Source organism: Pseudomonas sp. S09G 359, assembly GCF_002843605.1.
Taxonomy (GTDB): Bacteria; Pseudomonadota; Gammaproteobacteria; order Pseudomonadales; family Pseudomonadaceae; genus Aquipseudomonas.
Genome location: NZ_CP025263.1, coordinates 5,288,871 through 5,309,614 on the forward strand (window position 1 = coordinate 5,288,871; position 20,744 = coordinate 5,309,614).

A 20,744-nucleotide genomic window follows, 5' to 3' on the forward strand; every position below is an offset into this window, starting at 1 on the left:
ACGTCCTACAGGCGCTTTCTCTGCGAGCCTCCATGAACCACAGCATCGACCACAGCCACCAGGATTCCGACCTGTTTGGCTTGCTTTACGGTTTTCGTTTTCGCCCCGGTGAAAAGGCTGAGCAGATCGACTCGGCCACGGCCCTGCGGGCATTGCAACAACCGGCCGACCCGGAAGAGTTTCTGTGGCTGCACCTGAACCTGGCCCACGCGGCCTGCGAGCGTTGGATGCAGGCGAACCTGGACCTGCCCGAAGAGTTCTTCGAAGCCCTGCACGAAGGCTCGCGCTCCACCCGTATCGAACATGTCGACTCGGCCTTGCTGGCGGTGGTCAACGACGTGGTGTTCAACTTCAGCAGCATGGTCTCGTCGGATATTTCCACGCTGTGGGTATGCGCGCGCAGCCGGTTGTTGATCAGTGCGCGCCTGCAACCTTTGCACTCGGTGGATAAATTGCGTTCGTCGGTAAAGGCCGGTGAACACTTCCGCTCACCACTGGAACTGCTGGTGCACCTGCTGCGTGACCAGGGCGAAGTGCTGACCCAGATCGTGCGCAAAACCAGCATCAGCGTCGACCACATCGAAGACCAGTTGCTGTCATCGCGCCTGTCCACCAACCGCGCCGAGCTGGGCGCCGCACGCCGGGTGCTGGTGCGCCTGCAACGCCTGCTCGCGCTGGAGCCGGGCTCGCTGCTGCGCCTGCTCAACCGCCCGCCGCAATGGCTGCAGAAGGAAGACGTAAAGGAGTTGCGCAAATCCACCGAGGAGTTTGCGCTGATCATCAACGACCTGACGGCCCTGGGTGAACGCATAAAGTTGTTGCAGGAAGAGATCGCCGCCAACCTCAACGAACAAAGCAACCGCACGCTGTTCACCCTCACCGTGGTCACGGTGTTGGCGCTGCCGATCAACATCATCGCCGGTTTTTTTGGCATGAACGTAGGCGGCGTGCCGCTTTCCCAAGACCCGGAGGGCTTCTGGATTCTGGTGGCGTTGGTGGCGACGTTTACCTTGATTGCCGGGCGTTGGGCGTTCAGAAAGCGCAAGGATTACTAGCCTTGGAATGCAATCTACTGTGGGAGGGGGCTTTCCCCCGATGGCGGTGTACCAGTCAGCTTATGTTCTAGCTGACCCACTGCAATCGGGGGCAAGTCGAATCGTCGAACCGCCCCTCCCACATTGGTTCGGCGGTGTATTACGGACCAGCGGCAGACCCGATTCCAATAAACACTGACCTACAGCAGCATCTCTGTAACATCTTGCAATGATCATGAACGACATCCTCCCCACACTGGATGCTCCGGCATGGCCACCCCTTCCCTGACTGCCTCCTCCCACGCATCACCCGCGGACCCCAAACCCCGGCTGGACAAGAAACCCGGCCTGGTGACGGTGATCATTTTCTTCGCCGTGCTCGCCATGGGCCTGTTGTTTACCGCCTACAGCCTGATGCACGACATGCACGAACTGGGCACCGTGGTGACCACCTGGACACCATTCCTGCTGCTGGGTGTGGCGCTGCTTATCGCTCTGGGCTTCGAGTTCGTCAACGGCTTCCACGACACTGCCAACGCGGTGGCGACGGTGATCTACACCAACTCGCTGCCGCCGCATTTTGCGGTGGTGTGGTCAGGCTTTTTCAACTTCCTCGGTGTGCTGCTGTCCAGCGGCGCCGTGGCGTTCGGCATCATCGCGCTGCTGCCGGTGGAGTTGATTTTGCAGGTTGGCTCATCAGCCGGGTTCGCCATGATCTTCGCCCTGCTGATCGCCGCCATCCTGTGGAACCTTGGCACCTGGTGGCTGGGCTTGCCGGCGTCGTCTTCCCATACGTTGATCGGCTCGATCATCGGCGTGGGCGTGGCGAATGCCTTGATGCACGGGCGTGACGGCACCAGCGGGGTGGATTGGAGCCAGGCGACCAAAATCGGTTACGCGCTGCTGCTGTCGCCGCTGATCGGCTTCGCCTTTGCCGCCCTGCTGTTGCTGGCCCTGCGCGCCTTTGTGAAAAACCGCGCGCTGTACAAGGCGCCAAAGGGCGACACCCCGCCGCCGTGGTGGATTCGCGGCATGCTGATCGCCACCTGCACCGGCGTGTCTTTCGCCCACGGTTCCAACGATGGCCAGAAAGGCATGGGCCTGATCATGCTGATCCTGGTCGGCACCCTGCCGATGGCCTACGCGCTGAACCGCACCATGCCCGCAGAGCAATCGCTACAGTTCGCCGCCGTGGCCGAAGTGACCCAGGTGGCGCTGGTGAAAAGCGCGCCGCAGCCGCTGGCAGGCGACCCGCGCCCGATCCTTTCGACTTACGTGCGCACCAAGGAAGCCACCCCGGAACTGGTGCCGGCCCTCGCCGCCCTGGCCGGGCACATTGGTGACGAAGTAAAAGGCTACGGCTCCCTGGCCAAAGTCCCCGTGGAAGCGGTAGGCAACGTGCGTAACGACATGTACCTGACCAGCGAAACCATCCGCCTGATGGACAAGGGCAAGGTCGGCAATTTTGACGCCGACACCCAAGGCAAGCTGACACTGTTCAAGGACCAGATCGACGCCTCCACGCGCTTTATCCCGCTGTGGGTCAAGATCGCCGTGGCCATCGCCCTGGGGCTGGGCACCATGGTCGGCTGGAAGCGCATCGTGGTGACCGTGGGCGAGAAGATCGGCAAGACCCACCTGACTTACGCCCAGGGCGCGTCGGCCGAAATGGTGGCGATGCTGACCATCGGCGCGGCGGATATGTATGGCTTGCCGGTGTCGACCACGCATGTGCTGTCGTCCGGTGTGGCGGGGACGATGGTGGCCAATGGCGGGGGTTTGCAGATGCGCACCATCCGGAATCTGGCGATGGCGTGGGTGTTGACGTTGCCGGCGGCGATTGTGCTGTCGGGCAGCCTCTACTGGCTGTTCACCCAACTCTTCTGACACACAACTGTAAAAAATGTGGGAGGGGCTTGCCCCCGATGACAGTGGGTCAGCTACAGATGAGCTGACTGATCTACTGCCATCGGGGGCAAGCCCCCTCCCACATTTGCTTTTTATTTCTTCAGTGGTTGAAGAGTCCGGCCATGGCCTTCAGGCGCTTCTTGTAAACCCGCCGCGCCTCCAGCGCCTCTTCCAGCGTCACCGCCACAAACCCCGCCCGCTGGTTCGGCTGCATCTGCCCGATCAAATCCAGGTCCGCGCTGATCACCGTGCCAATCATCGCGTACCCTCCCCCCGACACCGCGTCGCGATGCAGCACGATCGGCTCCAACCCGGCCGGTACCTGGATCGAACCGATGGGGTAGCAACTGTCGACGATATTCGATGGGTCCGACCCCGCGCCGAACGGCTGCTCGCGTGGCTGGAAGCTCAATGCGCTGCCGCCCTTGAAGCGATAGCCGATACGGTCCGCCTCGGAGCCCACCGTCCAGGGTTGGGCAAAAAAACTGCTTTTGGCCGCCTCCGTCAGGCGCTCGTAATACAGCCCTGGCACGACCCGCAGGGTCACGTCGCCGCCGACGGAGCGACGCAGCGCCATCGGCAAACTATTGCCCGCACGCCCCAACCCACTGGCCGCGCCAATGGGCAATTCATCACCCTCCTGCAAACGCCGCCCGTGGAACCCACCGAGTGCACCGAGGGTGTAGGTGGAACGGCTGCCGAGCACCACTGGCACATCAATACCCCCGGCAACCGCGAGGTAAGTACGCGCACCCGCCTGGGGAAATTCAAAGCGCAGTGTTTGCCCCGCGCGCACCTGGAAAGCGGTGTCCTGATGCACCACCTCACCGTCCAGGCGCGGCGCCATCAACGCGCCGCTGAGGGCGACCAAGGCGTCCTGTTGAAACTGCAACTCCGGCCCGATCAAGGTGCATTCCAGGCCGGCCGCATCGATGGGGTTGCCCACCAGATGGTTGGCCGCACTCAAGGCGTACTGGTCCAGCGCACCGGAGGGTGGAATGCCCAAATGGTAATAGCCTTCGCGGCCAAGGTCCTGCACGGAGGTGGCGAGGCCGGGTTTGAGGACCTTGATCATGCCAGCGCCTCCTGCAGGGTTTTCGGGTAGCCGATGGGGTCGGCGAGAAATGCGTCGAGGGAAAATTCCACCGGGCGGATGCGCAGGTCAAAATGGCCTGCGTCCACGTCGGCAACAGCCCTGTCGTAAGCCTCTCGGTCGATGGGTTTGAACTGCACGATGTCCCCGGGGCGGAAGAACACCATGTGCTCCTTGAGGTACGCCAACTGCTGCGCCGGGTCGTAGATCGGTGCCGGGGTTACCCCAAACATCTGGTAACCACCTGCGCCGCGCACCGAGTAGATGCAACCGAAACAGCCGCCATGGCCGAGGGTGAGTTTCGGCGTGTCGGTGCGCGGGCGCAGGTACTTGGGCACCTGCAACTGCCGCGCGCGCTCGACCATCTGGAACATGAACGGCAAGCCCGCAACAAACCCGACCATCGACACAAACCACGGCGCGCCACTGTGGGCGGCGATAAACGCGTCGACGTCGGCCAGGCCATTGATGCGCGCGGCGTACTCCAGGTCAGTGCCGCTGGGGTCCTGGTGGCGGTCGCGAAAACGCATCAGGGTTTCGTGGGTCCAGGGGTCGTTGTAGAGCACCGGGATTTCGATAATGCGCGTGTGCAACGTGCGTTCGGCCACGGCCTGGGCTTCGGCGCTTTGCACGGCATCGAGCAGCGCATAGGGCGCGATGCGGTCGGGGTCGAAGCGAATCTGGAAGGACGCGTTGGCCAGGCACACATCCAGCACGCCCTCCAGGGCCAGGCGTTCCACCGCGCGGGTCACCGCCATGCCTTTGAAAAAGGCCTCCAGGGACATGCTGTCGCTGACCTCGGCAAACAGGTGTTCATCGCCGCCGAAGCTGTAGCGGATGGGGGACGTTTCAGCCATGTCTGTTCCTCTTGGAATCGTTATAGAAAGGCAGGCAAAAAAGTGATGATCAGTGCTTATTGTGGGTTTCTGACGTCGATACCGGCGCGGTCCAGGGCTTCGCGCGTGGCCTCCACCAGTTCCAGGGCGCCGGGGGTGTCACTGTGCAGGCAGATCGAATCGAATTCGATAAACAAGTCTTCGCCTTCCACGGTGCGCACCAAACCGGTCTGACACGCGCGTAGGACGCGGGCCGCAACCGTCGCAGGATCGAGTGCACGTACATTGCGGGTAAACACGATGGAACCGCTCAGATCGTACTCACGGTCGGCGTAAAACTCCCGCACCACCGGTTGCCCCAGCTCTTTGGCCACGCGCCAGATTACCGAGTTGGGCATGCAGTACAGCAACAGCGTCGGTTCGATGATTTGCAGATTCTGCACCAGCAACCGCGCCGCCTCTTCGTCGCGGGCCAGGTGCATGTAGAGCGCGCCGTGGGGCTTGATATGTTGCAAGGCCATGCCCTGGGCGCGGGCCACTTCACGCAGGGCGCCGAGCTGGTAGAGGATGTCGTCCACCAGCTCCTGGGCCGGCGCATTGATATGCCGACGGCCGAAGCCCACCAAGTCACGAAAGCCCGGATGCGCGCCGATGGCCACGCCCAGTTGCTTGGCGCGCTCCACGGTACGGCGCATGGTGCCGGGGTCGCCGGCATGGAAGCCGGTGGCGATATTGGCCGAGCTGATGTAGGCCATCAGTTCCGCGTCGACGCCATCGCCGATGGTCCAGGGGCCGAAACTTTCGCCCATGTCCGAGTTGAAATCCACTGCCTGCATCGGGGTCACTCCGCCAACGTTGATGCTGGAAAAGTAGGCTGCCGCTTGACCCCTTGGGAAGATCTATTATCAGATAGCCCATCTTCTGAAAAACAGATAAAGCCATGTCCCTGACCTTGCGCCAAGTCCGCTACTTCGTCGCCACCGCCGAAATCGGCCAGATCTCCCAGGCGGCGATCCACCTGAATATCTCCCAGTCGGCAGTGACCACGGCGATCAAGGAACTGGAAGCCATGCTCGGCGTGCAACTGTTTGTGCGCTCGGCCCAGGGCATGAACCTGACCGACGCCGGGCGGCATTTTCTCAACCGCGCCTATGTGATCGTGCGCAGTGTCGACGACGCGCTGAACAGCCCGCTGCCCGACTACCGCGCCAGCGGCGTGTTGCGCCTGGCGGCCAGCTATACGGTGTTGGGGTATTTCCTGCCCCACCACTTACAGCGCATGGAGCACTGGCACCCGGACGTGACCATCGAGGTGTTCGAGCAGGAGCGCCAGGCCATCGAACAGGGCCTGCTCGACGGCCAGTTCGACATGGCCGTGGTGCTCACCGCCAACCTCACCCACCCGGACATCGTCTCCGAAATCCTCTTCAACTCGGAACGCCGCTTGTGGCTGCCCAGCCATCACCCATTGTGCGAGCGCGGCGCCGTGAGCCTGGCGGACGTGGCACAAGAACCCTACATCCTGCTCACCGTGGACGAGGCCGAACACAGTGCCATGCGTTACTGGGAACAGGCCGGGCAAACGCCCCAGGTGCGGCTGCGCACCAGTTCCGTGGAGGCCGTGCGCAGCATGGTCGCCAATGGCAGCGGCGTGGCGATCCTGTCCGACCTGGTGCACCGGCCCTGGTCCCTGGAGGGCAAGCGCATCGAGACATTGACCGTGACCGACCCGGTAACGCCCATGAGTGTCGGCCTGGCCTGGCACCGCGAGCGCGCGTTCACCCCGGCGATGCAAGCGGTGCGCGATTACTTCCACGATGCGTTCCTGGCGCCGCAACAGTTGTCGGCGCGGCGTTAGAGCTGGGCCTGCAACGTCGCGGCCAGCCACTCCATGAACACCCGCACCCGCTGCGGCAGATGCCGTTGCCCGGCGTAGAGCAGGGACACGTCCAGCGCGGGCGCCTGAAAATCCGTCAGCACCGCCACCAGTTCGCCGCGGCCCAACAAGTCGCGAACGCCAAGCAATGGCACTTGGGTGATGCCGAAACCACCCAAGCAGGCCGCCTGATACGCATCGGTGCTGTTGACCGTGACGCGCCCGGCCATCGCCACGCGCTGCACCTTGTTGCCTTGCAGGTATTCGAACCCGGATGAACGCGCGCCCAGCGGTCGCACGTAATGCACCAGTTGATGCTGCTCCAGGTCGGCGAGGGTCTGAGGCACACCATAACGTTGCAGGTATGCCGGGCTCGCGCAGTTGACCACCGGCATGCTGCAGACTTTGCGTGCTACCACGGTTTGATCCGGCTGCGCGCCAACGCGCAACACACAATCGAAGCCTTCGGCGATCAGATCGACCTGGCGGTCCGAGCTGCTGATTTCCATCTCGATCAGCGGGTGACGCGCCATGAATGACGGCAGGTGCGGCAGGATCATGCCGCGCGCCATCACGTTCGGCATGTCCACTCGAATACGCCCGGCCAACTGGGTTTCATCCTGGCGGAACAGCCCTTCCAACTCCTCCATGTGCGCCAGCAGATCCTTGCTGCGCTCATACAGCACGCGGCCATCCTGGGTCGCCTGCACCTTGCGCGTGGTGCGCTGCAACAGGCGCGCGCCCAGCAACGCTTCCAGCGCCTGCACATGCTCCGACACCGTCGAGCGCGGCAGGCCCAGGCTCTCGCCGGCCTGGGTGAAACTCGACAGTTCGGTGACGCGCACAAAGGTGCGCAGCAGCTCCAGCTTGTTCATGGGATTGTTCGCCTTATCCGGCCAGTGATTTCGCTTTCACTGTGTTTATCACGTTATGAGCGGACAAATACACTTAGTCCCACGACCACATCTGAAGAGGACTGCACCATGCCCCGTAAAATCGCACTCATCACCGGCGCCAGCCGCGGCCTCGGTAAAAGCGCCGCACTGCACCTGGCGGCGCAAGGCGTCGATATCATTGGCACTTACCACAGCGCAGCGGGTGAAGCCCAAGCGGTGGTGGCGCAGGTCGAAGCCCTGGGTGGCCGCGCCGCCATGCTGCAGTTGGATGTGAGCCAGAGCGCGACATTCAATGACTTTGTGAGCCAGGTCGGCAGTGTGCTCAAGGAAGTTTTCGCACAGGACCACTTCAACTTTCTAATCAATAACGCCGGCATTGGCGTGCACGCCAGCTTCGAAGAAACCACCGAAGCACAGTTCGACCAACTGGTGGCGATCCAATTCAAGGGTCCATTCTTCCTGACGCAGAAGCTGTTGCCGCTGATCGGCGACGGGGGTCGCATCGTCAATATTTCCAGCGGCCTGGCGCGCTTCAGCCTGCCTGGCTACGCCGCCTACGCAGCGATGAAAGGCGCGATGGAAGTGCTGACCCGCTACCAGGCCAAAGAGCTAGGTGGGCGCGGCATCACCGTCAACATCCTCGCCCCCGGCGCGATTGAAACTGACTTCGGCGGCGGCGCCGTGCGCGACAATGCCAACCTCAACAGCATGGTCGCCAACAACACCGCCCTGGGCCGGGCCGGCTTACCGGATGATATCGGCGGGGCTATTTCGACATTGCTGGCCGACGGCAGCAACTGGATCACCGGGCAACGCATCGAGGCCTCGGGCGGCATGTTTCTGTAGGAATTTGTCGCGCAGCACGTCATACCCCCAGTGATACACGTAGGTGTACGGCAGGAAAAACAGCAGTACACCGATATCGAGGATAAACGCCTGCACCAGGCTGATATTCAGCCACGCAGCAATCAACGGCACGGCGACAATAATCAGCCCGCCCTCGAACATCAGCGCATGCAGCACCCGCGTCCAAGCGTTGTTGGCCAATTGCAGGCGCGCCTTGAGGCGGTCGAACAGGCCGTTGAAAATCACGTTCCAGGTCAGCGCCATCAGGCTCAGCGCCAGGGTCACCATGCCCATTTCCAGGGCCGGTTTGTCCATGATCCACGCCAGCAACGGGGTACAGATCAGTAACGCCAGCGCCTCGAAACCAATGGCCTGGCAAACGCGTTCAGTAATCGACTTGGTGGGGTTCATGAACCGGCTCCGTGAGTGACGATGGTTGCCATCATTACCCTACGGATCGATACTTCATAACTAATAACCATCGACCAAGGCGATAGTCATGGCTTCTCACGAAGTGCTCCAGGCGTTTGTCCAGGCGGCTACCCAAGGCTCGTTTTCAGCGGCCGCGCGCAAGTTGGGCAAAAGCCAATCCACGGTCAGCGCCGCTGTTGCGAGCCTGGAGATTGATCTCGATGTGGTGCTGTTTGACCGCAGCAGCCGCAAGCCGACACTCACTCCAGCAGGCCATGTGTTGCTGCAACGCGCCGAGCAGGTGCTGGAGGCCAGCAGCCGCCTGGAGCTGGCGGCGAGCCAGTTGGCGCAAGGGTTGGAGCCAAAAGTCACGATTGCCATGTCCGATACCTACCAGTCGGAGCGTTTCGAACTCGCCCTCAAAGCTTTTGAGCAGCGCTACCCGGACCTGGAGCTGGAGTGGTTGATCGCCGAGTGCGAAGACCTGATCGCCCTGGTGCAAAGCGGTCGCGCGCATATGGCGTTTATCGAAGCCCAAAACGTTTACCCGCCCGACCTGAGCCGTGCGCCCGTGGAGGAACGCACGGAAATCGCGCTGTTCGTCGCCCCCAGCCATCCGTTGGCGCACCTGCAGCACATCGACACGCAAACCTTGCAGCAACATCGCGAACTGCGCTTGGCGACCATCATCAACCCGAATGAAACACGGCCCATGGGCCGTGTGTGGTCGGCGCCGAGCTTTTTGATGCTGATGGAAATGGCCCAGCTCGGTTTCGGCTGGGCCGAACTGCCGCGCTGGCTGGTGGAACGCTTTGGCAACGCCGGGCTGGTTGAACTCAGCGTGCTCAGTTGGCCACGCTCGGTGGCGGTGGATGTACTGTGGTCGCGCCAACGCCCACCGGGGCCGGCGGGGAGCTGGATGTTGAGCCAGATGCTTGAGTGATCAAGTCACCGCACTCTGCGGCGGGCGGTTGTTTTGGAAGTACTCGTGCAAGGCGCGTAATGCGGGCAGCTCCAGGGCTTGTGCGGCAAAGCACAGACCAACCCGGCGCGTTGGCGCCGGCAGGTGCCATTCGCGAATCACCACCCCGGCGCGCTCGGCCGCCAGCGACTGCGGCAACATCGCCACGCCCACGCCGGCCGCCACCATATGCAGGGCCTGGGTCAACGACCCGGCATGCCCGGCGACGGCTTGCGGCGAGCGGCCATACAGCGCCATCAGGCGTTGGTGGGAATCGTGTTGCGGGCAGGTAATCCAGTCTTCAATCGGCGCCCAGGCCGGCTCCTTTGCGCCAAGCGCCATGGGATGCGCCGCGGGCAAGGCCATCACGTAGGACTCTTCCCAAAGCGGCAGGAAGAGTTCGTCCTCGCAGCACATTTCCTCCACGGCCAGGCGCCCGTCTCCCTCGCAGCCTTCCTGCAAGGTCAGCAGCAAACCGGGTAAACCTTCATGGGCCATGCGTAGGAAGGTTTCTATCTGGCTGTCAGCAATATCGCCCTCCACACCCAGCTCCAGGGCAATGCGGTTTTCGCGCCCGCGAAACAGCCGGCTCAGGGCATCCGCCTCGGCCACCATGCGCCGCGCGTGGGGGTACAACACCCGCGCTTCGTCGCTGACGTCCACACCGCGCGGCTGGCGCACGAACAGCGCCACGCCGAGTTCGTCTTCCAGCTGCTTGATGGTCACCGACAAGGTCGGCTGGCTGATAAACAAACGTTGCGCGGCGGCGGTGATGTTGCGCTCTTCAAACACCGCGAGAAACGCCTTGAGGTGACGCACATCCATAGCTTAATCCGATGGCAGATAGAGGAATAAGGCATTTTTCAGCCAATACGGCGATAAATATACTGCGGACACGATTGAGTTATCGGTTTTTCTTATTTCAGGAGTTCCCGCATGAGCAAGCCATTGATCATCATCACCGGTGCCAGTTCCGGTATTGGCGAAACCACCGCCCGCCGGCTGTCCGCCGCCGGCCACCCGTTGTTGCTGCTGGCACGACGCATTGATCGCTTGAATGACCTGGCACTGCCGAACACCTTGAACCGTGGCGTCGACATCACCGACCGCGCTGCCCTGGTCGCGGCCGTACAGGAAGCCGAAGCACAATTTGGCCCCGCCGATGCACTGATCAACAACGCCGGTGTGATGCTGCTGGGCGCCGTCAGCGAGCAGGACCCGGCGCAATGGGAGCAGATGCTCGACGTGAACGTGAAGGGCCTGCTCAATGGTATCCACGCAGTGGCCGGTAGCATGGTCGCGCGCCGGGGCGGTACGATCATCAACGTCAGCTCGGTGGCCGGGCGCAAGACGTTCCCCAATCACGTGGCCTACGTAGGCACCAAGTTCGCCGTGCATGGGATTTCGGAAAACCTGCGCGAGGAATTGTCGCCAAGCAATGTACGCGTCATCACCATCGCCCCCGGTGCGGTGGAAACTGAACTGCTCAGCCACACCACCGACGAGGCGATCAAAACCGGTTACCAGGCCTGGAAGCAAGACATGGGCGGCACGGTGCTGAGCGCGGATGACGTGGCCTCGGCGATTGCCTACGCCTACCAGCAGCCACAGCATGTGTGTATTCGCGAGATCGTGTTGGCGGCGACGCGGCAGCAGCCTTAACACCGTTTAAATGCGTAATGGAGAGCGACTGGCACATTACCTGTGGCGAGCGGGCTTGCCCGCGTTGGGCTGCGCAGCAGCCCCAGTAAAGGCACCGAGTTTTTTCCTGGAAGAACTCAGCGTCTGGTTTTGGGGCTGCTTCGCAGCCCAACGCGGGCAAGCCCGCTCGCCACGACAGCCAGGGCCTAATCGAGTTGGGCCAGTCGCTTCTCCAGGAAGCGTTTTTCCGGGGCTTGCTGGGTCAGTGACAGGGCTTTTTCGTAGGCCTCACGGGCTTCTTCCACCCGCCCCAACTGCCGGCAAAACTCCCCCCGTGCCGAATGCGCCAGGTGGTAGTCCAGCAACTCGCCCCGCGCCAGAATCTCCTCGACCCGTTGCAACCCTGCCAAGGGCCCATCGCGCATGGCCAGCGCCACGGCGCGGTTCAACTCGATCACCGGCGATGGCACTTGCCTGAGCAACACCTCGTAGAGCCCGACTATCTGCGCCCAATCCGTCGCCCCCGCGCTGGGCGCTTCGGCGTGTACCGCCGCAATCGCCGCCTGCAGGCAATAGGGGCCAAAACGCCCGGTGGTCAGCGCCTGCTCCACCAGCGTGCAGCCTTCAGCAATCAAGGACGCATCCCACAGCGAACGGTCCTGTTCATCCAACAGCACCAGTTCGCCGCCAGCCGAAGTCCGCGCCGCACGGCGGGCTTCATGCAACAGCATCAGCGCCAGCAACCCGAGCACTTCCGGCTCCGGCAGCAAGGCCATCAGCAAACGGCCAAGGCGAATGGCTTCCCGGGTCAAGTCATCCCGCGTGAGGTCGGTGCCCATGGACGCCGAATAGCCCTCGTTGAACACCAGGTAAACCACCTGCAACACGCTGTCGAGGCGCTCGGGCAACTCGGCCAGGGACGGCACCTGATAAGGGATTTTCGCCTCGCGGATCTTGCCCTTGGCCCGCACGATACGCTGCGCAATGGTGGTGGGCGTGGCCAGAAAGGCGCGGGCGATTTCCTCGGTGGTGAGGTCGCAGATCTCACGCAAGGTCAGCGCCGCCTGAGCGTCGGGCGCCAGCGCCGGGTGGCAGCAGGTGAAGATCAGGCGCAGGCGGTCGTCTTCCACGTCTTCGACACTCCACTCCAGCGCTTCCAGCGCCTCGGCCTGGGCCAGCAGCAACGGGGTAAAACGGGCCTGGCGGCGCAGACGGTCGATGGCTTTGAAGCGGCCAGTGGAGACCAGCCACGCCCGCGGATTGTGCGGCACGCCGTCCTGCGGCCAGCGCTCGAGCGCGACGAAAAACGCCTCGTGCAAGGCCTCCTCCGCCAGGTCGAAATCCCCCAGCAGGCGAATCAGCGTGGCGAGCACCCGCCGCGATTCACTGCGGTAAATGGCCTCGACCGCAGGCGTCAATCGCGCATGCCTTCGGTCACCAGCGTCACCAAGCGGTCGAGGCTCTGGCCCCAGCCATCGTGAAACCCCATGGCTTCATGGGCCTGCTTGTCTTCTGCGCTCCAGTGCATGGCGCGGGCGGTGTAGAGGGTCTTGTTGCCGTCGACTTCCTGCAGGGTCACTTCGGCGGTCATGAACGGCTTGCCCGATGGAATCCAGCCCGGTGAAAAGGCGTCGGTAAACACCAGCCGCCGTGGCGCGACGATTTCCAGGAACACGCCCTGGGTCGGGTATTCGGCGCCATCCGGCGCACGCATCAGGGTGCGAAACAGGCCACCGACCCACAGGTTCATTTCGCACTCGGGGGTGGTCATGCCGTGGGGCCCCCACCATTGTTGCAGCAGGGCGGGCTCGGTCCACGCGCGGAATACACGGCTGCGCGGCGCGTCAATCACGCGGCTGATGGACAGTTCAAATTCGGCAGGTTGCGTAGACATGGGGTAAACCTCCTGAGTTTTATGCTTGTTGTATTCAGAGATTCAACTCGCGCACGGGGCGCACTTCCACACTGCCGACCCGGGCGGCCGGGATGCCACCGGCCACCTGGATCGCTTCGTTCAAATCCCGGGCTTCGATCAGGTAGAACCCGGCGAGTTGCTCCTTGGTTTCAGCGAACGGCCCGTCGGTGATCGACAGCTTGCCGTTGCGCACGCGCACGGTGGTGGCGGTGCTCACCGACTCCAGCGGTTCGGCGGCCAGCATGCGCCCGCTGGCCTGTACAGCCTGGGCGTAGGCAAAGCATTCCGGGTCTGCCGGGCTATCGGGCGAGGTGTGCAGCACCTGCTCGTTGCTGTAGATCAGGCACAGGTATTTCATGGTGCTCTCCGCTGTCGGATGACTGACTATAGTTCGTGGCGCTCAAGGTTTCAGGTCGAACAGACCGGCGCCGGTTTGCATGTCGAAGGGCGCCGACCAATGCTCATGCACCACCTTCCATTGGCCATCGATACGCTGGTAACCGGCGGTGACGCGCATCCAGCAGGTCTTGAGCACGCCGTCCGGCCCGGTGCCCCCGCAGTGCGCCAGCCAATGGGCGAAGGCGCTGTTGTCGGCGGCGACGATATGCAGTTCATGGAAGTCAAACACGCCGGGGCCGGGGCAGAACTCCATGCACGCCTGCCAGTGCGCCTGGTAGGCGGCCTTGCCCTTGAATTGCAGGGCGTTAACGGCGTCGAACGCGACAATATCGTCGGCGTAAAAGCTGACAATCTTCGCCACATCCTTGGCGCTGACGGCGTGTTTCCATTGTTCGATAAGGGTGTTGATGGCAGTGCTCATGGCGATGCTCCTCGGGTGCTTCCGGGGGTAGGAAAAATCATGGAAGACATCCTTAGTCGAATGGCCCATCGGCCAATCGACAGCCCGCTGAAAAATAATTTCGCCCCCGGCAAACCCGCTAGAATCCACGCCTCTTTGTAGGATTTCGGATACGCCGCCAATGGAAACCCGCCTCGTCCCCTATGAGACGCTGAGCCTTGTGCAGAAACAGCAACTCGACGCCCTGCAGGTGCATCCCGAGCAGCTGGCGTACTCCGGTGATATCTACTGTGCGCTGAACAGCCTGCTGGTCAACCCCAAACCCGGCGCCATCAAAGGCTTCGCCCTGCTTGCCGACGACCTGCCGGTGGCCTTCCTGCTGCTAAAGCGCCCACCGTGCCTCCCCCATTGGGCCGATGAACACAGCGCGACCTTGCACGCACTGCAGGTGGATCGGCATCAACAAGGGCGCGGATTCGGCAAGGCGTGTTTGCAGGCCCTGCCGGCGGCGGCGCTGAATGCGTGGCCGCAGATAAAGGGCCTGGAATTGTCGGTGGATGCGGATAATTTGGCCGCGATGGGGTTGTATCTGAGGGCTGGGTGGGTGGACAGCGGGGAGGCGTATAAGGGGCGGATTGGGTATGAGCGCAGATTGCGGCTCGAACTAGGCGAGTGAGCGACGCCCCGCCCCCATTGGGGGCCGCTTCGCGCCCCAAGGCGGCGGTGCGACGATTCGACAAGCCCGCTCGCCACAAAAGCACATTTGCCACAAAAGCGCGGTCGCCACAAAACGCCTGGCGGCACCAGGTCGTCAGCCCTTCTCGCCCACCGGCAACCAGATCTCCACCGACCCCGTGCCCTTGCGCGCATCAAAGTCCGCACTGTAGCGCTCGAAATCCGCGCCCATCACCTTGTAGCCCGAGTGCGGCAACCATTCGAACATGATGCGCTCGTAGGTCTGCTCCAACGCCTGCACCGGCCCGTAGTGCGGGAACACGGCGTAGTTGAGCGGCGGAATTTCGATGGACTCGAAGTTGCTCGGCACGTCGCCTTTGGTAGGGACTTCGACCCCGGCCATGTAGTCGAATTCGCCATGCTTGGGGTTGTGGCACACGCCATAGGTCACGCCGCCCACGCGCCGTTTGATGTCTTTGATGCAGGTATCGAACAACTCCCACAGCTTGGGGATATCGCCCACGGTGGCCTTCGAATAACGCCCTTGCACCCCGGCGATCACCAGGGCTTTACCGGCTTCCATGCGTGGCTCTAACGGTTGTTTTGTCTGCTGATCCATACGAACAGTCTCCTTCTTATGAGGGAACAAACCCGTATCGAGTATAGGGGCATATCTACGCTGTACTCCATGCAGAAAATTTTCCTACACATCTGGACAACTGGCCATCATCGACCGTATTGTCTGCCCCGCAGGCCACCGCAGTGGCCGACGTCGCTCGGACGGTTCCGGGCGCTTACGTACTCTCGAGGCAACAATGGCCGACCAAGGTTCGCCGCGCCGCTTTGCGCGCATAGATCGACTCCCCCCTTACGTGTTCAATATCACTGCCGAGCTGAAGATGGCTGCGCGTCGGCGCGGCGAAGACATCATCGACTTGAGCATGGGTAACCCTGACGGCGCCACACCTCCGCATATCGTGGAGAAAATGGTCACCGTCGCACAGCGTGAAGACACCCACGGCTACTCCACTTCCAAAGGCATCCCACGTCTGCGCCGGGCGATTTCGCGCTGGTACAAGGACCGCTATGAAGTGGACATCGACCCCGAGTCGGAAGCCATCGTTACCATCGGTTCCAAGGAAGGCCTGGCGCACTTGATGCTGGCCACCCTGGACCAGGGCGATACCGTACTGGTGCCGAACCCCAGCTACCCGATCCACATCTACGGCGCGGTGATTGCCGGCGCCCAGGTGCGCTCGGTGCCGCTGATCCCGGGCGTGGACTTTTTCGACGAGCTGGAACGGGCGATTCGTGGTTCGATCCCCAAGCCGAAGATGATGATCCTCGGCTTCCCGTCCAACCCCACCGCACAATGCGTGGAGCTGGATTTCTTCGAACGGGTAATCGCGCTGGCCAAGCAATACGACGTGCTGGTGGTGCATGACCTGGCCTACGCCGATATCGTCTACGACGGCTGGAAAGCCCCGTCGATCATGCAGGTGCCGGGCGCCAAGGACATTGCGGTGGAGTTTTTCACCCTGTCCAAGAGCTACAACATGGCCGGCTGGCGCATCGGTTTCATGGTCGGCAACCCGGAACTGGTCAACGCCCTGGCGCGGATCAAGAGCTACCACGACTACGGCACCTTCACGCCGCTGCAGGTGGCGGCGATTGCCGCGCTGGAAGGCGACCAACAGTGCGTGAAAGACATCGCCGAGCAGTACCGCCAGCGCCGCAATGTGCTGGTCAAGGGCCTGCATGAGTTGGGCTGGATGGTCGAGAACCCCAAGGCGTCGATGTACGTCTGGGCGAAAATCCCCGAGCAGTACGCCGCCATGGGCTCGCTGGAGTTTGCCAAGAAGTTGCTGTTGGAGGCCAAGGTGTGTGTGTCGCCGGGCATCGGCTTTGGCGAGTATGGGGACGATCATGTGCGCTTTGCGCTGATCGAGAACCAGGACCGGATTCGCCAGGCCGTGCGCGGGATTCGCGGGATGTTCCGGGCGGATGGGTTGGTCCAGAAAGCCTGACGGCCTGAATGCGATCAAAAATGTGGGAGGGGGCTTGCCCCCGATAGCAGAGTGTCAGTCACTGCATCTGGTGACTGATCCACTGCCATCGGGGGCAAGCCCCCTCCCACATTTGATTGGGTTCCCACATTTGTTTTGCGGTGAACCTGTTACACCACCAACGACAGCAACATGATGAAGATCAACGCCACCACGGACAGGATGGTTTCCATCGCCGTCCAGGTCTTGAACGTCTCGGCCACGGTCATGTTGAAGTACTGCTTCACCAGCCAGAACCCCGCATCGTTGACGTGCGACAGGATCAACGAACCCGCCCCCGTCGCCAGCACCAGCAGCTCACGGTTGACCCCCGGGATCATGCCCACCACCGGCACCACAATGCCCGCGCCGGTAATGGTCGCCACGGTGGCCGAACCCGTGGCCACACGAATCACCGCCGCCACCAGCCACGCCAGCAAAATCGGGTTGATCTGCGCGGTCACCGCCATATGGCCGATCACGTCGCCCACGCCGCTGGTCACCAGCATCTGCTTGAAGCCACCACCGGCGCCGATGATCAGGATGATCGCGGCGGTCGGCGCAAGGCTGGCGTCGAGCAGCTTGAGGATCTGCTTGGAATGGATGCCTTGGCGAGTACCAAAGGTGTACAGCGACAACAGCAGCGCCAGCAGCAGCGCCGTGATCGGGTGACCGATCATGTCCATCCAGTTACGCACCACGTTGCCTTCGGCAAACGCGATGTCGGCGAAGGTTTTCAGCAGCATCAGGAACACCGGCAGCAGCACGGTGATCAGGGTGATGCTGAAGCTCGGCAGGTTTTTATTCTCCGGCTCGCGGGCCAGTTGATCGACCAGTTCCTGGGACGGGTTGCCCGGGATGTACTTGGCGATGAACGTACCGAAGATCGGGCCGGCGATGATGGCAGTCGGCAGCGCAACGATCAGGCCATACAGGATGGTCTTGCCGATGTCCGCGCCAAATACGCCGATGGCCAGCAGCGGGCCCGGGTGCGGTGGCACCAGGCCGTGCACCGCCGACAGGCCGGCAAGCAGCGGGATGCCGATCTTGATCAGCGACACACCGGTACGGCGCGCGACGATAAACACCAGCGGGATCAGCAGCACAAAGCCGATCTCGAAGAACAGCGGGATGCCCACCAGGAACGCGGCGAACATCATGGCCCACTGGACCTTTTCCTTGCCGAAGGCGCGGATCAGGGTCTGGGCGATCTGATCGGCACCGCCGGATTCGGCCATCATCTTGCCGAGCATCGTACCCAGCGCGAGGATGATGCCGACAAAGCCGAGCACCCCGCCGAAACCGTCCTGGAACGCCTTGATGATCTTGTCCACGGGCATGCCCGAGGTCAGGCCGAGGAAGCCGGCCGCGATGATCAGTGCAACGAACGGGTGCACCTTGAACTTGGTGATCAGAACGATCAACCCGATGATAGTGACTACTGCATCTAGCAGCAGGTAGGACTCGTGGGACATGCCAAACATGGGGGGTCTCTCCTGTTTGTTGTTGTTATTAAAGCGGGTGTTGAACTTCCTGCCGGGGATAGCGCTATCTTTTCCGGCAAAAAATTATTTGGATGGTTCAAAACCGTGTTGCAGCCACCAGGCGTTGGTCTGCTCGGCCAGGTCCTCGACGCTGTCTTCGCTGGCGTTGAGGGCCAGGGTCAGGGGCTCGCCCTTGGGCGATTCGAGGGTGGCGAACTGGCTGTCGATCAGGCTGGCCGGCATGAAATGGCCGGGGCGATGGGACACGCGGTCGGCGGCCACGGCACGGGTCAGCTCCAGAAACACAAACCCCAGGCCGGGCGCGGCTTCGCGCAGGTGGTCGCGGTATTTTTTCTTCAAGGCTGAACAGGTGAGCACGGGATGCTCGCCCGCTTTAAGCGAGCGGCGCAGCTCATCGCAGAGGATGTCGAGCCAGCCGGCGCGGTCGTCGTCGTTGAGGGGGTGGCCGGCGCTCATCTTTTCGATGTTGGCGGCAGGGTGAAAGCTATCGCCTTCAATGGCGGTGGCGCCGTTCAGGCGGCACAAGGCCTCGCTGACGCTGGACTTGCCACAGCCGGAAACACCCATGATGACCAGGGCGGTAACAGGTTGACTCATGGAACACCTCAGGACGCAGATAGCGCTACCTTTGCACGCTGTAAGGCTAGTGCAAAAACAGGCTTTTCCCGCGCCGTCTTGTCTTTTTTTATGGAGTGACGCGTGCATCCGCTCCAAGCATTCGAACCGGATCAGGCAACCCTAAGTTCAATAATTTGCAGCCTTTTGGAGACAGCGCTACCTTAGTGCCTCGATTTTTGTTTGGCAAGCCGCCTGATGACCTCCAAGAACGATAAAAAATTACGCACCACCGGTCGCCCCACCCTGAATGAAGTTGCCCGCCTGGCCGGCGTCAGCCCGATCACCGCCTCCCGCGCCTTGCGTGGCATCAGCACCGTGGCCACCGAGCTGGTGGAAAAAGTCCAACACGCCGCTGCCGAACTCAACTACGTGGTCAACCCCGCCGCCCGCGCACTGGCCTCGGCCCAGAGCCATTCAGTGGTAGTGCTGGTGCCGTCGCTGTCCAATCTGCTGTTTATCGAAACCCTCGAAGCCATCCACCAGGTGCTGCGGCCCAAAGGCTTTGAAGTGTTGATCGGCAACTTTCACTATTCCCGCGATGAAGAAGAAAACCTGCTGCGTAACTACATGGCCTACCAGCCACGGGGTTTGCTGCTGACCGGGTTTGATCGGACCGAAAGCGCCCGACGGATGGTCGAGGCCAGCAATGTGCCTTGCGTGTACATGATGGATCTGGACCCCAACGCCGGGGTGAACTGCGTGGGTTTCTCGCAACTGGCGGCGGGTGAAACGGCGGCGGCACACCTGCTGTCCCGTGGTTACAAACGCCTGGCCTATATCGGCGCGCAACTGGACCAACGCACGCTGCTGCGTGGCGAAGGTTTCCGCCGCGCCCTGCAGCAAGCCGGCCGGTACGACCCGGCGCTGGAACTGCTGACGCCGCGCCCCTCCTCCGTTGGCTTGGGTGGCGAACTGTTTCTGCAACTGTTGGCGGCCCACCCGGACGTTGACGCGATCTTCTTCGGCAACGACGACCTGGCCCAAGGCGCGCTGCTCGAAGCCATGCGCCATGGCATCAACGTGCCGGAGCGCGTGGCGGTGCTGGGCTTTAACGACTTGCCGGCATCGTCGTTCATGGTGCCGCGCCTGAGTAGCATCAGCACGCCACGGGAGGCGATTGGCCGACGTGCAGCCGAGCATCTGTTGACGATCATGGCGGGCAACAAAATCGCCAAGCCGGTGGTGGATATGGGGTTTGAGTTGCAGGTGCGCGAGAGTACGTAGGAAGCGACTTACATTGCGGCAAGCGCTTTAATCCGTTGCCTACGTTTACGTCAGAATCCGCTGGCTTGTGCTTCTGGTGTGGGCTCTCTAAGGTTTACCGGTCGCTGAATTCCTTGGTGATCGGGTTTAGAAGCCCCTCTTCGGACCTCCTAAATCAGGAGCACGTTAATGATCAAAGAAGTCGATACGCCGCCTACCACGCTTTTCACCGTCATCCCCGGTACCACCACCGAAACCCTGCTGATCAACAGCTACGAAACCGTGTGTTCGGTCAGCACTTTATTGCTCGACCTGTCCGATGACCTCACCGGTAAACACCGCGATGTCGCCCTGGCCATTCATCAATTGAGCGAGCTGAGTGTGCTGCTGGTAGGCAAAGCCATGGACCAGCACACCCCGCGCTGCTGACGCAGCACCAAAGGGTCCGGTGTTCCGCCTATTCGGCAGAGCGCCGGATCAGC

Annotated in this window: 23 protein-coding genes; 10 read left to right on the forward strand and 13 right to left on the reverse strand. The window is 62.1% G+C overall.

The features are described 5' to 3' along the window. The first annotated feature begins 32 nt into the window (after positions 1–32). Complete coding sequence (locus tag CXQ82_RS24185; protein ID WP_101272631.1) at positions 33–1,055, forward strand: transporter; 1,023 nt, start codon at positions 33–35, stop codon at positions 1,053–1,055. Positions 1,056–1,304: 249 nt separating this feature from the next. After that, entirely contained in the window at positions 1,305–2,921 is a 1,617-nt protein-coding gene (locus CXQ82_RS24190) for an inorganic phosphate transporter (RefSeq protein WP_101272632.1), read from the forward strand. 121 nt (positions 2,922–3,042) lie between these two features. On the opposite strand, the gene CXQ82_RS24195 is transcribed toward CXQ82_RS24190, so the two are convergent. Genes CXQ82_RS24195 through CXQ82_RS24205 form a run of 3 tightly spaced genes read right to left on the reverse strand, consistent with a single transcriptional unit; the run spans position 3,043 to position 5,707 of the window. Next, complete coding sequence (locus tag CXQ82_RS24195) at positions 3,043–4,017, reverse strand: biotin-dependent carboxyltransferase family protein (protein WP_101272633.1); 975 nt, start codon at positions 4,015–4,017, stop codon at positions 3,043–3,045. Next, a complete protein-coding gene (locus CXQ82_RS24200) occupies positions 4,014–4,892 on the reverse strand; it encodes an allophanate hydrolase subunit 1 (protein WP_101272634.1) in 879 nt (292 codons plus the stop codon). The genes CXQ82_RS24195 and CXQ82_RS24200 overlap by 4 nt, the downstream gene beginning before the upstream one ends. 56 nt (positions 4,893–4,948) lie before the next feature. Continuing rightward, on the reverse strand, positions 4,949–5,707 hold the full coding sequence (locus CXQ82_RS24205; RefSeq protein ID WP_101272635.1) for a 5-oxoprolinase subunit PxpA: 759 nt from the start codon (positions 5,705–5,707) through the stop codon (positions 4,949–4,951). Positions 5,708–5,811: 104 nt separating this feature from the next. Here CXQ82_RS24205 and CXQ82_RS24210 point away from each other — a divergent pair, with 104 nt between their 5' ends. Then, positions 5,812–6,729: a LysR family transcriptional regulator gene (locus CXQ82_RS24210; RefSeq protein ID WP_101272636.1), complete on the forward strand. Its 918-nt coding sequence runs from the start codon at positions 5,812–5,814 to the stop codon at positions 6,727–6,729. Here CXQ82_RS24210 and CXQ82_RS24215 read toward each other — a convergent pair. Continuing rightward, positions 6,726–7,622 (reverse strand): LysR family transcriptional regulator, encoded by an 897-nt coding sequence (locus CXQ82_RS24215; protein ID WP_101272637.1) that lies wholly within the window; start codon positions 7,620–7,622, stop codon positions 6,726–6,728. The two genes, CXQ82_RS24210 and CXQ82_RS24215, sit on opposite strands and share 4 nt — an antisense overlap. Before the next feature lie 108 nt (positions 7,623–7,730). On the opposite strand from CXQ82_RS24215, the gene CXQ82_RS24220 reads away from it, so the two are divergent. Continuing rightward, positions 7,731–8,489 (forward strand): SDR family NAD(P)-dependent oxidoreductase, encoded by a 759-nt coding sequence (locus tag CXQ82_RS24220; protein WP_101272638.1) that lies wholly within the window; start codon positions 7,731–7,733, stop codon positions 8,487–8,489. Here the strand turns inward: CXQ82_RS24220 and CXQ82_RS24225 are convergent. Further along, positions 8,388–8,900 carry a multidrug/biocide efflux PACE transporter gene (locus CXQ82_RS24225; RefSeq protein ID WP_101272639.1) on the reverse strand — a complete coding sequence of 171 codons (513 nt, stop codon included), beginning with the start codon at positions 8,898–8,900 and terminating at the stop codon, positions 8,388–8,390. The two genes, CXQ82_RS24220 and CXQ82_RS24225, sit on opposite strands and share 102 nt — an antisense overlap. Positions 8,901–8,988: 88 nt before the next feature. Here CXQ82_RS24225 and CXQ82_RS24230 point away from each other — a divergent pair, with 88 nt between their 5' ends. Further along, on the forward strand, positions 8,989–9,843 hold the full coding sequence (locus CXQ82_RS24230; protein WP_101272640.1) for a LysR family transcriptional regulator: 855 nt from the start codon (positions 8,989–8,991) through the stop codon (positions 9,841–9,843). On the opposite strand, the gene CXQ82_RS24235 is transcribed toward CXQ82_RS24230, so the two are convergent. After that, positions 9,844–10,686 (reverse strand): LysR family transcriptional regulator, encoded by an 843-nt coding sequence (locus CXQ82_RS24235; protein WP_101272641.1) that lies wholly within the window; start codon positions 10,684–10,686, stop codon positions 9,844–9,846. It abuts the gene before it with no gap. A gap of 111 nt (positions 10,687–10,797) precedes the next feature. Here CXQ82_RS24235 and CXQ82_RS24240 point away from each other — a divergent pair, with 111 nt between their 5' ends. Beyond that, positions 10,798–11,523, forward strand: coding sequence for an SDR family oxidoreductase (locus tag CXQ82_RS24240; RefSeq protein WP_101272642.1), 726 nt, complete (start codon positions 10,798–10,800; stop codon positions 11,521–11,523). A 185-nt stretch (positions 11,524–11,708) separates the two neighbouring features. Here CXQ82_RS24240 and CXQ82_RS24245 read toward each other — a convergent pair whose 3' ends face one another. From CXQ82_RS24245 to CXQ82_RS24260, 4 genes are read right to left on the reverse strand one after another with little or no spacing between them, the layout of a single operon-like run. Then, a complete protein-coding gene (locus tag CXQ82_RS24245) occupies positions 11,709–12,920 on the reverse strand; it encodes an RNA polymerase sigma factor (RefSeq protein ID WP_101272643.1) in 1,212 nt (403 codons plus the stop codon). Continuing rightward, positions 12,917–13,396, reverse strand: a complete 480-nt coding sequence (locus CXQ82_RS24250; protein WP_101272644.1) for an SRPBCC family protein — start codon at positions 13,394–13,396, stop codon at positions 12,917–12,919. The genes CXQ82_RS24245 and CXQ82_RS24250 overlap by 4 nt, the downstream gene beginning before the upstream one ends. A 34-nt stretch (positions 13,397–13,430) precedes the next feature. Further along, on the reverse strand, positions 13,431–13,775 hold the full coding sequence (locus tag CXQ82_RS24255) for a YciI family protein (protein ID WP_101272645.1): 345 nt from the start codon (positions 13,773–13,775) through the stop codon (positions 13,431–13,433). A 42-nt stretch (positions 13,776–13,817) separates the two neighbouring features. Continuing rightward, a complete protein-coding gene (locus CXQ82_RS24260) occupies positions 13,818–14,237 on the reverse strand; it encodes a nuclear transport factor 2 family protein (RefSeq protein WP_101272646.1) in 420 nt (139 codons plus the stop codon). A gap of 160 nt (positions 14,238–14,397) precedes the next feature. On the opposite strand from CXQ82_RS24260, the gene CXQ82_RS24265 reads away from it, so the two are divergent. Then, a complete protein-coding gene (locus tag CXQ82_RS24265; protein WP_101272647.1) occupies positions 14,398–14,892 on the forward strand; it encodes an N-acetyltransferase in 495 nt (164 codons plus the stop codon). Between the two features lie 135 nt (positions 14,893–15,027). Here the strand turns inward: CXQ82_RS24265 and CXQ82_RS24270 are convergent, their stop codons facing one another. Then, entirely contained in the window at positions 15,028–15,510 is a 483-nt protein-coding gene (locus CXQ82_RS24270; protein ID WP_101272648.1) for a GyrI-like domain-containing protein, read from the reverse strand. A gap of 196 nt (positions 15,511–15,706) precedes the next feature. Between CXQ82_RS24270 and alaC the strand changes: the two genes are divergently transcribed. Next, positions 15,707–16,918, forward strand: a complete 1,212-nt coding sequence (alaC, locus tag CXQ82_RS24275; RefSeq protein ID WP_101272649.1) for an alanine transaminase — start codon at positions 15,707–15,709, stop codon at positions 16,916–16,918. Positions 16,919–17,067: 149 nt separating this feature from the next. Here the strand turns inward: alaC and CXQ82_RS24280 are convergent, their stop codons facing one another. Together CXQ82_RS24280 and CXQ82_RS24285 are read right to left on the reverse strand one after the other, a co-directional pair. Continuing rightward, positions 17,068–18,420 carry a GntP family permease gene (locus CXQ82_RS24280; RefSeq protein WP_101272650.1) on the reverse strand — a complete coding sequence of 451 codons (1,353 nt, stop codon included), beginning with the start codon at positions 18,418–18,420 and terminating at the stop codon, positions 17,068–17,070. 84 nt (positions 18,421–18,504) lie between these two features. Then, entirely contained in the window at positions 18,505–19,038 is a 534-nt protein-coding gene (locus CXQ82_RS24285; protein WP_101272651.1) for a gluconokinase, read from the reverse strand. Between the two features lie 213 nt (positions 19,039–19,251). Here CXQ82_RS24285 and CXQ82_RS24290 point away from each other — a divergent pair, with 213 nt between their 5' ends. Beyond that, the gene (locus tag CXQ82_RS24290; protein WP_163034558.1) at positions 19,252–20,283 is read left to right on the forward strand and encodes a LacI family DNA-binding transcriptional regulator; all 1,032 of its coding nucleotides are present in this window, start codon (positions 19,252–19,254) and stop codon (positions 20,281–20,283) included. A 168-nt stretch (positions 20,284–20,451) separates the two neighbouring features. After that, positions 20,452–20,691 (forward strand): DUF6124 family protein, encoded by a 240-nt coding sequence (locus CXQ82_RS24295; RefSeq protein ID WP_101272653.1) that lies wholly within the window; start codon positions 20,452–20,454, stop codon positions 20,689–20,691. Positions 20,692–20,744 lie beyond the last annotated feature (53 nt).

What these genes read in the sequence shown, in the direction of transcription:
- CXQ82_RS24185 (WP_101272631.1), top strand. Translation starts at nt 33, where the DNA reads ATGAACCACAGCATCGACCACAGCCACCAGGATTCCGACCTGTTTGGC.
- CXQ82_RS24190 (WP_101272632.1), top strand. Translation starts at nt 1,305, where the DNA reads ATGGCCACCCCTTCCCTGACTGCCTCCTCCCACGCATCACCCGCGGAC.
- CXQ82_RS24195 (WP_101272633.1), bottom strand. Translation starts at nt 4,017, where the DNA reads ATGATCAAGGTCCTCAAACCCGGCCTCGCCACCTCCGTGCAGGACCTT.
- CXQ82_RS24200 (WP_101272634.1), bottom strand. Translation starts at nt 4,892, where the DNA reads ATGGCTGAAACGTCCCCCATCCGCTACAGCTTCGGCGGCGATGAACAC.
- CXQ82_RS24205 (WP_101272635.1), bottom strand. Translation starts at nt 5,707, where the DNA reads ATGCAGGCAGTGGATTTCAACTCGGACATGGGCGAAAGTTTCGGCCCC.
- CXQ82_RS24210 (WP_101272636.1), top strand. Translation starts at nt 5,812, where the DNA reads ATGTCCCTGACCTTGCGCCAAGTCCGCTACTTCGTCGCCACCGCCGAA.
- CXQ82_RS24215 (WP_101272637.1), bottom strand. Translation starts at nt 7,622, where the DNA reads ATGAACAAGCTGGAGCTGCTGCGCACCTTTGTGCGCGTCACCGAACTG.
- CXQ82_RS24220 (WP_101272638.1), top strand. Translation starts at nt 7,731, where the DNA reads ATGCCCCGTAAAATCGCACTCATCACCGGCGCCAGCCGCGGCCTCGGT.
- CXQ82_RS24225 (WP_101272639.1), bottom strand. Translation starts at nt 8,900, where the DNA reads ATGAACCCCACCAAGTCGATTACTGAACGCGTTTGCCAGGCCATTGGT.
- CXQ82_RS24230 (WP_101272640.1), top strand. Translation starts at nt 8,989, where the DNA reads ATGGCTTCTCACGAAGTGCTCCAGGCGTTTGTCCAGGCGGCTACCCAA.
- CXQ82_RS24235 (WP_101272641.1), bottom strand. Translation starts at nt 10,686, where the DNA reads ATGGATGTGCGTCACCTCAAGGCGTTTCTCGCGGTGTTTGAAGAGCGC.
- CXQ82_RS24240 (WP_101272642.1), top strand. Translation starts at nt 10,798, where the DNA reads ATGAGCAAGCCATTGATCATCATCACCGGTGCCAGTTCCGGTATTGGC.
- CXQ82_RS24250 (WP_101272644.1), bottom strand. Translation starts at nt 13,396, where the DNA reads ATGTCTACGCAACCTGCCGAATTTGAACTGTCCATCAGCCGCGTGATT.
- CXQ82_RS24255 (WP_101272645.1), bottom strand. Translation starts at nt 13,775, where the DNA reads ATGAAATACCTGTGCCTGATCTACAGCAACGAGCAGGTGCTGCACACC.
- CXQ82_RS24260 (WP_101272646.1), bottom strand. Translation starts at nt 14,237, where the DNA reads ATGAGCACTGCCATCAACACCCTTATCGAACAATGGAAACACGCCGTC.
- CXQ82_RS24265 (WP_101272647.1), top strand. Translation starts at nt 14,398, where the DNA reads ATGGAAACCCGCCTCGTCCCCTATGAGACGCTGAGCCTTGTGCAGAAA.
- CXQ82_RS24270 (WP_101272648.1), bottom strand. Translation starts at nt 15,510, where the DNA reads ATGGATCAGCAGACAAAACAACCGTTAGAGCCACGCATGGAAGCCGGT.
- alaC (WP_101272649.1), top strand. Translation starts at nt 15,707, where the DNA reads ATGGCCGACCAAGGTTCGCCGCGCCGCTTTGCGCGCATAGATCGACTC.
- CXQ82_RS24280 (WP_101272650.1), bottom strand. Translation starts at nt 18,420, where the DNA reads ATGTTTGGCATGTCCCACGAGTCCTACCTGCTGCTAGATGCAGTAGTC.
- CXQ82_RS24285 (WP_101272651.1), bottom strand. Translation starts at nt 19,038, where the DNA reads ATGAGTCAACCTGTTACCGCCCTGGTCATCATGGGTGTTTCCGGCTGT.
- CXQ82_RS24295 (WP_101272653.1), top strand. Translation starts at nt 20,452, where the DNA reads ATGATCAAAGAAGTCGATACGCCGCCTACCACGCTTTTCACCGTCATC.